This is a genomic window from Spirosoma endbachense (genome assembly GCF_010233585.1).
In the GTDB taxonomy this organism is placed as follows: Bacteria; Bacteroidota; Bacteroidia; order Cytophagales; family Spirosomataceae; genus Spirosoma; species Spirosoma endbachense.
Genome location: NZ_CP045997.1, coordinates 5,759,316 through 5,771,913 on the forward strand (window position 1 = coordinate 5,759,316; position 12,598 = coordinate 5,771,913).

Annotated in this window: 11 protein-coding genes; 4 read left to right on the plus strand and 7 right to left on the minus strand. The window is 46.3% G+C overall.

All coding sequences use genetic code 11. The features are described 5' to 3' along the window. Positions 1-136: 136 nt before the first annotated feature. Entirely contained in the window at positions 137-724 is a 588-nt protein-coding gene (locus GJR95_RS23205; RefSeq protein ID WP_162388128.1) for a hypothetical protein, read from the minus strand. 98 nt (positions 725-822) lie between these two features. Beyond that, positions 823-1,476: a response regulator gene (locus tag GJR95_RS23210; protein WP_162388129.1), complete on the minus strand. Its 654-nt coding sequence runs from the start codon at positions 1,474-1,476 to the stop codon at positions 823-825. 314 nt (positions 1,477-1,790) lie between these two features. Here GJR95_RS23210 and GJR95_RS23215 point away from each other — a divergent pair, with 314 nt between their 5' ends. Together GJR95_RS23215 and GJR95_RS23220 are read left to right on the plus strand one after the other, a co-directional pair. Further along, the gene (locus GJR95_RS23215; RefSeq protein WP_162388130.1) at positions 1,791-2,552 is read left to right on the plus strand and encodes a M48 family metallopeptidase; all 762 of its coding nucleotides are present in this window, start codon (positions 1,791-1,793) and stop codon (positions 2,550-2,552) included. 238 nt (positions 2,553-2,790) lie between these two features. Next, positions 2,791-4,026 (plus strand): glycosyltransferase family 4 protein, encoded by a 1,236-nt coding sequence (locus GJR95_RS23220; RefSeq protein ID WP_162388131.1) that lies wholly within the window; start codon positions 2,791-2,793, stop codon positions 4,024-4,026. 5 nt (positions 4,027-4,031) lie between these two features. On the opposite strand, the gene GJR95_RS23225 is transcribed toward GJR95_RS23220, so the two are convergent. Together GJR95_RS23225 and GJR95_RS23230 are read right to left on the minus strand one after the other, a co-directional pair. Then, a complete protein-coding gene (locus tag GJR95_RS23225; RefSeq protein ID WP_162388132.1) occupies positions 4,032-5,870 on the minus strand; it encodes an ABC transporter ATP-binding protein in 1,839 nt (612 codons plus the stop codon). 48 nt (positions 5,871-5,918) lie between these two features. After that, positions 5,919-6,971 carry a glycosyltransferase family 4 protein gene (locus GJR95_RS23230; protein WP_162388133.1) on the minus strand — a complete coding sequence of 351 codons (1,053 nt, stop codon included), beginning with the start codon at positions 6,969-6,971 and terminating at the stop codon, positions 5,919-5,921. A 253-nt stretch (positions 6,972-7,224) separates the two neighbouring features. On the opposite strand from GJR95_RS23230, the gene GJR95_RS23235 reads away from it, so the two are divergent. Beyond that, positions 7,225-8,295, plus strand: coding sequence for a glycosyltransferase family 4 protein (locus GJR95_RS23235; protein WP_162388134.1), 1,071 nt, complete (start codon positions 7,225-7,227; stop codon positions 8,293-8,295). Between the two features lie 378 nt (positions 8,296-8,673). Here GJR95_RS23235 and GJR95_RS23240 read toward each other — a convergent pair whose 3' ends face one another. The 3 genes from GJR95_RS23240 to GJR95_RS23250 all read right to left on the minus strand — a co-directional run bounded on the left by GJR95_RS23240 (position 8,674) and on the right by GJR95_RS23250 (position 11,660). Beyond that, positions 8,674-9,123, minus strand: coding sequence for a DMT family transporter (locus GJR95_RS23240; RefSeq protein ID WP_162388135.1), 450 nt, complete (start codon positions 9,121-9,123; stop codon positions 8,674-8,676). Between the two features lie 288 nt (positions 9,124-9,411). Next, a complete protein-coding gene (locus GJR95_RS23245; RefSeq protein ID WP_162388136.1) occupies positions 9,412-10,170 on the minus strand; it encodes a hypothetical protein in 759 nt (252 codons plus the stop codon). A gap of 74 nt (positions 10,171-10,244) precedes the next feature. Then, positions 10,245-11,660: an OmpA family protein gene (locus tag GJR95_RS23250; protein ID WP_162388137.1), complete on the minus strand. Its 1,416-nt coding sequence runs from the start codon at positions 11,658-11,660 to the stop codon at positions 10,245-10,247. Between the two features lie 137 nt (positions 11,661-11,797). Here GJR95_RS23250 and GJR95_RS23255 point away from each other — a divergent pair, with 137 nt between their 5' ends. After that, positions 11,798-12,583: a UDP-2,3-diacylglucosamine diphosphatase gene (locus tag GJR95_RS23255; RefSeq protein ID WP_162388138.1), complete on the plus strand. Its 786-nt coding sequence runs from the start codon at positions 11,798-11,800 to the stop codon at positions 12,581-12,583. Positions 12,584-12,598 lie beyond the last annotated feature (15 nt).

Consider the following 12,598-nt stretch of genomic DNA (forward strand, 5'->3'; position numbering starts at 1 on the left):
CCATTATTGTCGCCTGTGACGCAGTTTAGCGAGTTTCCTCTTTAAATTTCTGTTTTACCGTTGAACGTAATCTTCTTCTGTCTTTTTGTGAATATAGCCTAGAGCCTTTGTGGTACAGGCAGTTACGCGTTTTGTCTTATGCCTGAAGCGTATTGTTGACCTGGAATCTATTCGTAATCCAAAGCAGGAAAACGGCGTCGAAAACTAACGTAAAAGGAATTACGGATAGATTCTTGAAGAATAATAATATCGTCCATTCGGATGCAGAATTGGACAGAATACCGCCTTTTTTTAAGGTGAGGTATAAACAGGTTTCGTAAGCTAATAAATCAATTAAATAATTTAAAGTCCAGGCGATCAGCAAAAAAGCAATCAGGTTTAGCAAGATGGAAAACCACTGTTTTTTTACTTTTTGACTGGCGATGAGCCAATTCTGTTTACGGTTTTCCTGTTGGGTAATTAAGTGCTTGATACGCAAAACTCCTTTTTTGACATTCGCCAAACCGAGTACGTATAAGAACAAAATTACCCGAGCCGATTCAATAATGACTTCCAGAGTAATATTTAGGAAAGTAGATATTTCGCCAAATCCACCAAGCTGGATAACCCGACCAAATGCCGCAATGAGGCCAAGACCGGCCAATACCGCAAAATTCTTTTTAAAGAAGTAGAGGGTGCTGTATAGCCAGTTGAATTGGCTGAAAAGAGTAGATGAGGCATTCATAGGAGTGACCGAATTTGTTAAAAATGATGATTCGTATGTGCGTTTTTAGCAGGCTAAACGTTTACCCGACAGACCTTACTCTACGGAATGGATTCTTCTCACAAAATCCCGTGCTTAAGGGCGTACTTGATGATACCGATTGAATTTTTGACGCCTAGTTTGCGAAGGATGTTGTGGCGATGGGTCTCTACGGTGCCAGGGCTGATAAACAACGTATCGGCAATGGCATTGGTGGAGAGTTCCTGCGCAACGAGTCGGATGATTTCAATTTCGCGGTCGGTGAGCGGGGTAAGTAGGGCAGGTGCTTCGTCGGTTGGGCGAATTGGCTCTACAGGTAAGGCTACCAACTGGGTCATAACCGATTCAGAAAAGTATTTTTCGCCCCTTGCAATCGTACGAAGGGCTTTTTCAAGTTCGGCTTTACCGGCTTTTTTCATGACGTAACCCGAAATGCCAGCCCGAAAAGCCTCCCGAATATTATCCGCATCTTCGGAAACGGTTAACATCAGAATCTTAAGGTTCGGGAAAAGCTGCCGAACTTTTAGCGTCAGATTGATGCCATTCAGGTCGGGCATATCCATATCGGTCAACAGGATATCAACGTCATTTACGTGCAAAAAATCAACCACTTTCCGGCTGTCAATCAGCGTGCCTACGACCTCTACGCCCTCGATGCGGCTCAATAAAAGTGATAGGCTATCTAAAATAATTTCGTGATCGTCCGTTAATAGGACACGGATTGAGGATGGCATGGTCAGTACGAGGTAGGTTGGGGCTCTTAGCCAAATATACTATACGTTTAGACTTGATGGTCAATAATTTGTCATTCAACTGGAATGATAATGTACAGAAAATAGCCCTTGCCGATACAGCGCGATAAATAACCGATGTGGATAGCTGTTTCAACCAGTTTTCTGCGACGATCGGCCACATCGGAGGGAAATCGACTTGCCTGATAATAATGCCATTGAATCAGACCCGTTAAACTTTTATGCTACTTATAAAGTCAATAGAATAAAGCTACTTACTGTTGATTTTGTAGGTGGCCAACTAAAACGACTCCGTTATGAACTATATAGCAAGGTTATTTCTACTTACGGTTTGGCTTCCAGTCTCGACGTTTGCCCAGCAACCTGGGCTGGCCCAAGCCGCTATGGATGCACTCAATTCTGCCATGCTGAGTGATGCTCAGGTTGCTGAGCTTTCCCGGCAGGCTGTTGTGGAAATGGATGCGAAAAACCCGGTGGCTGCTCCGAATGATCCGTATACGCAGCGGCTTAATAGGATTGTTACCCGCCACCATACGGTTAGCGGACTACCCATCAATTATAAAGTATATAAAGTGCCCGATGTAAATGCCTTTGCAACCGCCGATGGGAGCGTTCGGGTCTTTAAGGGCTTGATGGATATCATGACCGATAACGAACTGCTGGCCATTATGGGACACGAAATAGGGCACGTCATAAACCATGATACTCGCGATGCCATGAAAAGCGCGCTCCGTCGTTCGGCAGTTCGCAATGTGGCTGCTTCGCAATCGGGTTTGATTGGAAAGCTGTCCCGCTCCCAGTTGGGCGGGTTGGCCGACTATATGTTGGGGGCGAAGTTTAGCCGCCAGCAGGAGAGCGAAGCTGATGATTATAGTTATGACTTTCTGAAACGGTATGGTTACAATGTGATGGCACTCGCTACTTCGTTTGAGAAACTGGCCAAACAGGGCGGTGGCGGAGGAAGCGGTGTTACCCAGATTTTGTCTACGCACCCCGATAGTAAAGCCAGGGCTCAGCGCGTACGTGACCGCGCCCGTCGCGATGGACTGGCTCGTTAGTTTAGTAAATTAACTGTCTGATCATCAGTGCTCGGCCAATTTAAACCTATAAGGTTTTTGAAACCTTATAGGTTTGTAATCAACCTTAACTAGTACGTATAAACTAGAAATTGGAAGAGTACTAGACGCTTATATTAGTATCTGTTGCATTTACAGTTGCACCCTTTATCGATTAAACAGACGTATTGCTGGGGTAGAATACGTTTATAGAAAAACAGAAGATCGTCGGTTCGTTTCTATGAGAAAAATTGCGTTTGTTGTCCAGCGTTATGGCGTAGAAGTTAATGGTGGAGCAGAGTACTATTGCCGCCTATTGGCGGAAAAACTGGCCGATACCTACAACGTAGATGTGCTAACCAGTTGCGCATTGGAATACGTCACCTGGGCCAACTGGTACCCGGCCGAAACAACGTCGATAAATGGTGTACAGGTGCACCGCTTCCCCACTCAGTACGAACGGCAGGTGAAGGAATCCTCCCGAGTTGAGCATAAGCTCAAGAAATGGTCTCGACCGGAGGAATGGCAAGGATTGGGTTTTCTGAAAATGTGGGCTCGTGCGCTGGTTGGCAAGACCGTACGACGTTATGGCCGGTTGTGGGCCAGGTATCAGGGGCCATACACGCCTGAGCTGATCACCTATCTAAAGCACAACCATCAGCAGTATGACGCGCTGATTTTCATTACGTACCTCTATTATCCAACAACCGCCGGGCTGAACGTTGCTCCGCATAAGTCTATTTTTATCCCGACGGCACATGACGAATTGCCAATTTACCTGCCCCTGTTCGACCCGGTATTTCAAAAACCACGCGCTATTTTATTCCTCACACCGGCCGAACAAAGCTTCGTTCATCAGAAGTTTAAGAACGATGCGATCTATAATGATGTCATTGGGGTAGGAATCGAACCCGCCAGTGCCGGATCGGGAGAAGCCATGACTACTATACTGGACAGCCATACCACATATGTGCTCTACATTGGTCGGATTGATGTGGCTAAAGGATGTGACATGTTGTTCGATCTGTTCTTCCGCTACAAGGAAGCGAATCCTTCGACCTTAAAGTTGGTGCTGGTTGGGCAGGCATTTATGCCCGTACCCGAACATCCTGACCTTTTGTCGGCAGGTTTTGTGGACGAACCCACGAAAGCGGCTTTATTGGCGGGCGCAAAAGCGCTGATCATGCCATCGCCTTACGAAAGTCTGTCAATGGTGACTCTGGAAAGCTTCGCTGCCGGAATTCCCGTTATTGCCAATGCCGACTGTGCCGTTCTTAGCGATCACATCGTTGGGAGCCAGGCTGGGATTTTATATCGTAACTATCCTGATTTTGAGGGGGCTATCAATCAGATACTAATGCAGGATGTGTCAGAAATGGCCAGCAATGCCCGTGCTTATATTCAACAATATTATACATGGCCAACCGTGCTGACAAAGTTTAATAAAGCTGTAGCGTATGTATCGGAGAAGAACTAAATGAGTTACTGAAGCACTTCGTGCATGGTGTTTAACCGACGATAAATACTATTTTTATTGCTCAGGAGGTCGTAGTGGTTGCCCCGTTCGATGATTTCGCCCCCCTCCATTATCAAGATCTCATCGGCTTCTTTTATGGTACTGAGCCGGTGGGCAATCACCAGGGTTGTCCGGCCTTCCATCAGGTTATCGAGCGCATCCTGAACCGATTTTTCCGATTCGATGTCCAGCGCTGATGTGGCCTCATCCAGAATAAGAATCGAGGGTTTTTTAAATACCGCACGAGCAATACTGAGCCGTTGTCGCTGGCCACCACTCAGGCGAATGCCCCGGTCGCCGATATTGGTCTGGTAGCCATCCTCTGTTTCCATAATAAAAGCATGGGCATTCGCTATTTTAGCCGCTTCAATAACATCCTCCATTCGGGCATCCGGTTTACCCAGGGCGATATTGTTGAAGATCGTGTCATTGAATAAGATGATTTCCTGGGTTACGAAGCTCATCTGCTGGCGTAACGATTCCATAGTAAACTCCCGAACGTCGACCCCGTCGATAGTGACACTGCCCTTTGTTGCTTCGTAAAACCGGGGAATCAGATCTGCAATGGTTGATTTGCCAACGCCAGATGGACCTACCAGCGCTATTTTTTTGCCTTTATCCAGTCGAAAATTAATGTTTTTCAGAACGGGCTTGTCGGCGTACTGGAAGCTTACATTGTTGAAAACAATATCCCGATGAAATCCATCGAGAACCCTGGCATTCGGCTTGTCCTGGATTTCTACCGGCTTATCAAGGAGTTCAATGATGCGTTCGCCCGCAGCCTGTCCCTGTTGAATGTTGGTCAGTGCCACAACAATGGCTTTGGCCGGACGGATGACCTGCGAGAAAATGGCGATGAAGGCAATAAACGAGCTGGCCTGTAAATTACTCTGACTATTCAGAACCAGACTGCCTCCATATACGAGAATACAGGCCACAACAAATACACCGGACGCTTCGGAAAAGGCGGGCGCTAACTCCCGACGTTTGAAACCCTCCAGACTGGCCTTTCGGTAAAAGTCGTTTTCTTCACTGAATCGATCTATGACAAACGGCGTGGCATTAAACGACCGAATTATCCGCATTCCCAGCAGCGTTTCATCCATAAGGGTGAGCATTCGCCCCATGGATGCCTGAACATCTTTAGCTTCCTTTTTAAGTTTTTTGGTGACAGCGGCTATACCCACAGCCGAAATGGGAATGATAACCAGCGTAAAGAGCATCAACTTGGTCGAAATCAGGAACAGAGCAACAAAGTAGCCAATCAGCATATACGGTTCTTTGAAAACGACTTCGATGGAACTGGCTGCCACACTCTCGATGGCATAGACATCACCATTGAGACGGGATAACAAATCGCCTTTATGTTCTTTTGTAAAATAACCCAGGTGTAAGTGATTGATTTTCTCGAACAGAGTCTCCCGAAGCCGTTTTACCAATAGCGTCCGGGCATTGAGCAGGCAACGCTGCGCCAGAAATCGGAACAGGTTGGTCAGAACAACGGCCACCACAATCATGGCCGCCAGAAAATATAGCGCATGAACAGGATTCGTGGTCTTGAAATAATAAATCAGGTGGTAAAAGGAATCCTTGAAGTAGTTGGGCGACAGCCGAAAAGCTGGCATCAACTCATACTTGACCGCATCGGCTGTATTGATCGGGTCGAACAGAAAGTTGAGCAGCGGAATGATCAACGCAAACTGGAATACGTTGAAGAACACACTGATGAGTGTAAAAATAAAAAAGGGAATGATAAATTTTCCATAAGGCCTGGCATACACCATCAGCCGCTTATAAATCTTCATTGGTTGGCGTTCATGTATAAAAAAAGAAACTTCGGTCTGATGCAACGACTAACTTAATGATCGATAGACGTCAATGTATTTCCGGGCCGAATCCTCCCAATTAAACTGCGCACTATACGCTTTCATGGCTTCTTTTAGCTGATTACCAGCCTTATTGTACTGGTACATCCCCGCCGTAAAAGTCTCCTGCATGTTATCAAGATCGTGAAAATAGAAGGCCATATCCTTACCAATCTCAGGCAAGGCAGTGTGCTTCGATAGAAAAACGGGCTTGCCGATCGACATTGCTTCAGTAACAGGTAAGCCAAAACCTTCGGCTAGTGAGGGCATTACTACTGCCTGGCAATTATGATAATACCAGGATTTCTCGCCTTCAGTAATCTCATTTACCAGGTGCATTCGGTCTTCTACGTTTAATTCGGAGGCTTGCTGCCGGAGAAAACGGGCATAGTCTTTATCCTCGTGCCGACCTGCCAAAACAAGTTCCAGCTTCGGGTTATACTGAAGTAACGGCAAAATCTGGTGCTGGTTTTTTTTAGGAGCAATTACCCCAATATTAAACAGAAAAGGCGTTGCGGGCCGGTATGATTTCTCCTCCAATGCAGGCCGGGGTAATCCATTTGTTCCGTTGTAGATGACATGAACTGGTTTGCCATCCGTATTACAATGGGTCAACACATCGTTCTGGGTAAACTCAGAAATACAGACAATGGCATCACATCGATCGATGTTCCGTTGTAGATGAGCCAGGCATCGCTCTTTTTTCTGATCGGACTTATCCTCATGCAGGAAATTTAGATCGTGAATGGTAAGCAGAACTTTAATTTTTTTATTCCGCACTGGTAAATAGTGTGAATTCTGGTAGGTGCTATGCCACACATCGAATCCATTTAACGAAGGCATGAAGAATTTCTGGAGCGAATGCTGATTGATGCACGTTAACGAAGCGTCGAAAGTCGATACGGCCTGTTTTGGAATAAATAACGATAGCTGTTCCTGACTTATGTTTTGCTGAATTGCTTTTCCCAGATTGAGGCAGTAATAATACAGCCCAGTGTTAACGTACTTCATACGCTCACAATCGAACACAATACGGATCATAACGTTCTAGCTTTATAAAGTTGGATAATTGAAATAGAAGTCCTGAAACACACCATCCATTAAAAAAGGCACTTCTATTACAACGGTTCACCATTTACAGGAACCCTTGTTGGGTACTAGGAGACTTTATGAGGAGTAAGGGTTGGAGTGATTAATAACTTCTATACAAACAATACTGACTACTAGGGATTAATGTTGCACAAAATCACATAATGCGATTTTAAGGCCCCGAATTCAATCCATGCATAACACTATGCCACGTATTATTCTCGATTGTGACCTGATGAAGTTTCCTCACTCGGGCTTATACCACTACTGCCAGAACCTGACACAACACATCAATTCGTTGCTTACGGAGGAAAATCAGGGATTGATGCAGATGTATCTGCCACCCAGGAAGAAACTAAGGCTTATCGAAGAACCGCATCACCTGATTGAACGAAAGTGGCATAAATTCATGCAGCCTTTTCTGAAGGATTGTCAGCTGTGGCATGCTCCTTTCCAGGCTGGCCGAATAGTGCCCAACAAACGGAAATTTCCCCATGTGAAGGTTGTGTTGACAATCCATGATTTAAACTTCCTGCACGAGGGCAAACCCGCAAACTACCAGGAAAAAAGCCTCGCCCGCACTCAGTCATTAATTGATCAGAGTGATGCAATCATTTGTATTTCTGAGTTTACCCGGAACGACGTGTTGACCCATTGTACTACAGCTGGTAAACCAGTTCATGTCATCTACAACGGCCTTAATCCCCTGCCGCAGGTGGATGATGATGTAACTACCTACAAACCCGGTCGGGAATTTCTGTTGGGATTAGGCTACCTGAATCAGAAGAAAAATTACCACGTCCTGCTACCGTTACTGCAATCCAATCCAGACCTGGATCTGATTATTCTGGGCCATCCTGATGACCCGGACTACGTGGTTTCTATGAGAAATTACGCTCAGAAGTTAGGCGTTAGTGATCGATTACAGCTGCCAGGCACGGTTTCTGAAGCCGAAAAGATCTGGTATTTACGCCATTGTAAAGCGTTTTTACATCCTTCTTTAGCCGAGGGATTCGGTTTGCCGGTAATAGAAGCCATGCAATTTGGTAAGCCCGTATTCCTGTCCGGGCTTACTTCGTTGCCGGAAGTAGGCGGAGATTCGGCTTTTTATTTTCCAGACTTTAGCGAAATTTCCGTCCAGGAAGTCTACAGGCAGGGTATGAAAACCTATGAAACCTCAACCATGGCCGAGTCGATTATAGAAAATACGAAACGATTTAACTGGGAAAAGAGCGCCAGACAGTATCTAGCCGTTTACCAGTCACTCATGTCCTGAAACTGGACTAATTTGTCTCATGAGGTAGCTGATTCATAGCAAAGAACATACACCAGATTACGCAGTTGAATACGATCTGTTTAGCGAGTATTGGTGTGAGTTCAGGTTGATTAGCGGAGGTCAGGTTCTTCAACCTGACCTCCGCGGTTTCTCAAAACTGCAATCGCCATGAACGACGAGGTTTGGAGAATCGCCACGGCCAGCCCTCCTTGCTGTGTCGGTTTTGAGAAACCGACACCACATTCACTTTTGTCGGATCTATCAGGGCAAATCAATAAACGGATACAGCTAACACTTTCTGGCTGGAAAGGAGGCAGGGTCTTATTTCGTGGGCGATGGAAATCGTTGATCGATGACTCTTTATGAACAATGATTTAGTTAAAATTTCCGCACGATATAAGCCCCGGCAACTACCAGGACCACGCCCACCAGCCGTTGCCAGCTAATGGCATGAATGGGCGTGTTGAATAGCCCAAGCTGATCGACTATCATTGCTGCCAATACCTGACCCAGCAAAACCATGATTGTTACATTCCCAATTCCTAATCTGGGGGCGCAAATCACGACCAGCAATGTATAGGTTCCCCCTAATATACCACCCAGATAACTCCATTTTGGCGCATTAGTGAACTGTTGAAGAGTCGGAAGTTCTTGCCGCATAATGAATGTATAAACCGCCAGCCCGATTACTGCTACCATAAAAACGGTCAGTGCAGAATAATAAGGGCTTTGCAGGCTTTTGCCCAACTGAGTGTTTATCGCGCTTTGAAACGGAATGACTACGCCGGCAAATACGGCTAATAGTAAATAAAGGAATGAGTTGATCATGGGTAGAAAGAGGAATGGTTTGGGAATTATATTCGTCAAAGAAGGTGAATATAGTACTTTAAGCGAATCATTTTACCGGGTTTGAATTAACCGTAAAAATCACCGGATTTGTTAATCGTATGTTTCTGGGTTTCAACGAGCTTGTCTGATTTTTTTCTTGTTTTTTGGCACGGAATGAGACTTATAAAGGTTAGGCTTCGAAAGCCAATCCTGATAATCCGGGGCACAAAAAAGGAGCCTGATAAAAATAATCAGACTCCTTTTTTGTCTCGACATGATCGGTTCTGCTTACAACCGCTTTATATATTCGTTATTGGCAATTTTTTCGATCAAAACTTCGGCCAGGCTCAAAGCATGTTCTTTACGAACTTCAGCCTTGTCTTTTGTTTCGACAGTCACGTTAATGATATGATTAACATACAGAACGTGCAATTCGCCGGTTGTTGGATTCCAAACCGCTTTGTCACCTACACCTGGAACCGCTTCGAATGAGCCTTTGCTGACAACCGGCTCAGTATGCGAGGCCGTAGCAGAGGTGATCCCTGGCGAAGGGTGCGATTGATGAGCCTCGTGTTCCGGGGCTGTAGTAGCAGTGGTAGACGTGGTTTCTGTAGCGGTACCTTCTGTTTCAGGCGCTTCTTCTTTAGGCTCTGCTTCGGCTACGGGTGCAACCGGTTTGCTGGGCTTGTTTTGATACTTTTTATCGAAATCATAGCTGGCGAAATCGATTGACGAATACGGCTTTGCACCGTTGAACGAGACAATTACTTTATTGCCTGCCCATTCAAATGCGGAACCGTCGTGCTCGTGGACTTCTTCCAGTTCGGTGTTTTCTGGTAAATTAAACGTATGACGGACATACTCTTCGCCCAAAAGATGACCGGGATTATCGTATATGGCGTTGCTGGTGAGCGTTAGAACGCCAGAGACACTCTTAGCCAGAATTGATGTGGCATCCGCATTGCTAGCGGGATCAGACGAATCAGATGGGCTACTGCAAGCTAAACACAGTACAGGAAAGGCCAGTATCAGCGATTTGATTTTCATGAGTTATTTGAGAAAAGCCAAAATTAGCGTTTTCTTAAATACCATGTTATCCTTCCAACTGTTTTTGGCTTTTCTCATAATTTAATAAACTCTACACGTCGGTTATTCGCTTTACCTTCTGCGGTGGTATTGGGTCCGGCGGGCTGCGATTCGCCTTTGCCATCAGTTTCCAGGCGTTCACTGCCAATACCGAACATGCTGGCGAGGGCCGCTTTTACCGCTTCTGCCCGACGCTTTGACAGAGTCAGGTTGCTGGCATCGTCGCCGTCGGCATCGGTATGACCAATGATTCGGACGCGGACGTCGGCATTTTCGGTCAATACATTGGCGATATCTTTCATGGCTCCATACGATTCAGGTTTGATTTTGTCTGAATTTGTATCGAATAGAATACCGTGGGTCACGAACTTCCCTTCAGTGATGAGTTTATTGCGGGTATCGGGTGCACCGACAGCCAGCCGTAGGTTGCTGATATAATAGCGATCGTTTTCGGTATGCATATCGGCCGTAGAAAATACGACCGTGTTGTAGGGCACACCGGGTTGAAAGGCGCGGGGAATATCCCAGATTTTCTCTTCATTCACATAAACCCGTAGCCGTTGTTTTTGCCGCCAGAATGAAACGCTTACCAGATTACGCCCTTCTGCGGCATTGAATTGGCGCATGGTGGCTTCATTGTGTAAAAGCCGTTCACCCCCAATAAAATTTTCAAATAACGTTATACCACCCGTGCTTCCGGCGTTTCTGGGGTGTAATGCCACCCGAACTCCGTCTTTCCCCTGCGTATGCCGACCCCAGGTAATAAAATCCTTCGCCTGTTTTTCCAGCGCTACCAGGTTGACAAACAATTCGCTCGAGTAAAAATTAAACTCCGGATTCGTGGCCAGATCGAACTGAAGGGTGGCGTTTTCGGGAAGATTCGTAATGTATTCGGGGAAATATTCTCCCTTTTTTGATAACATTAGCCAGTGGCCTGTTTTGCCATCGATCGTAACGACTTCGCCGGAGCCGCTTGAATTCCATTTGGCCGGGAAATCACCGATGGCGTCCTGCATAAAGTCTTCCACAGCAATAACTTTGTCGCCCGGCACAAAATCAAACTTGCTGTATGATTTTAACGTTGCTGGTTCCTTCGTTACTGTTCCGGTAGCATTGGTGTTGGTTGCCGACGGGTTGCTGCTACTCCCTGCCTGACTGGAGGGGGCATTATCCGTTTTGTTATTATCTGGATTCGTGTTCGCTGATTCAGTTGCAGGGGCATTATCCGGGGTAGTTTTGGTCTGCTTGGATTTATCTTTTTTCTTGAAGATACCCATCACACCTTCTTCGACTTTGTCGAGCCCTTTATTGATTCCCTGATCGATTTTACTATTCGCCCGATATTCGACGTTGCGCTCAACCACGCGACCAGGATCGTTGACGCGTACCTGTGCAAAGGAAAACTGAGCTGTAAATAAGCCTGTTATGATGAGAAAGCAGAAGGTTTTCATAAGCGGGATGATCAACGTGTAAGCTGAACAAAGATGTCTATTTTCAGGACATCTGTCGGAGTTCACTGAGTGAACGGTAACGAATGAGTGAGTGAACGGCATTCATTCCGTAGTTTTGTGATCGAATTAACGCACCAATGTCCGCTATCGAAACCATTCCGCTTGCTCCTGACCGTAAGGCCTATTTTGCTTCCGATTTTCATCTGGGTACACCTACGCCCGAACAGAGCCGCACGCGCGAACGCGCTATTGTGGCCTGGCTCGATGCCATCCGCCCCGATGCCGAGGTGATATTTCTGGTTGGTGATGTGTTCGATTTCTGGTTCGAATACAAGCATAGTATTCCGAAAGGCTTTATCCGCCTGCAGGGAAAGCTGGCCGAACTAACCGATGCGGGCACACGCATCGTTCTATTTACGGGCAACCACGACATGTGGATGGATGATTATTTCACGCAGGAAATGGGAATTCCCGTTTACCGTGACCCAAGGGCTTATGTTATTGGCGACAAGCGTTTCTACATCGGCCATGGCGATGGCCTTGGCCCCGGCGACTATACCTACAAAAAACTGAAGCGGGTTTTTGAGAGCAAACTGGCCATGCGCCTGTTTCGATACTTACATCCCGATATGGGCATCGGAATGGCTCATGCGTGGTCGCGCCGGAGCCGGATCAGTAACCAGGAGAAAGGGGAGGAGCATTTTCTGGGTGATGACCGCGAATGGCTTATGCAGTATTGCCGTGAGGTTGAAGCCCGCGATCATCACGATTTTTATATTTTTGGCCACCGCCATTTACCACTCGATCTGGCCGTATCACCCACGAGCCGTTACATGAATCTGGGTGAGTGGGTCTCTGCCAAAACGTATGCCGTTTTTGACGGGACAGAATTAACCCTGAAAAGGTGGGAATCGTCAAAATGACTAAAGAATGAATCT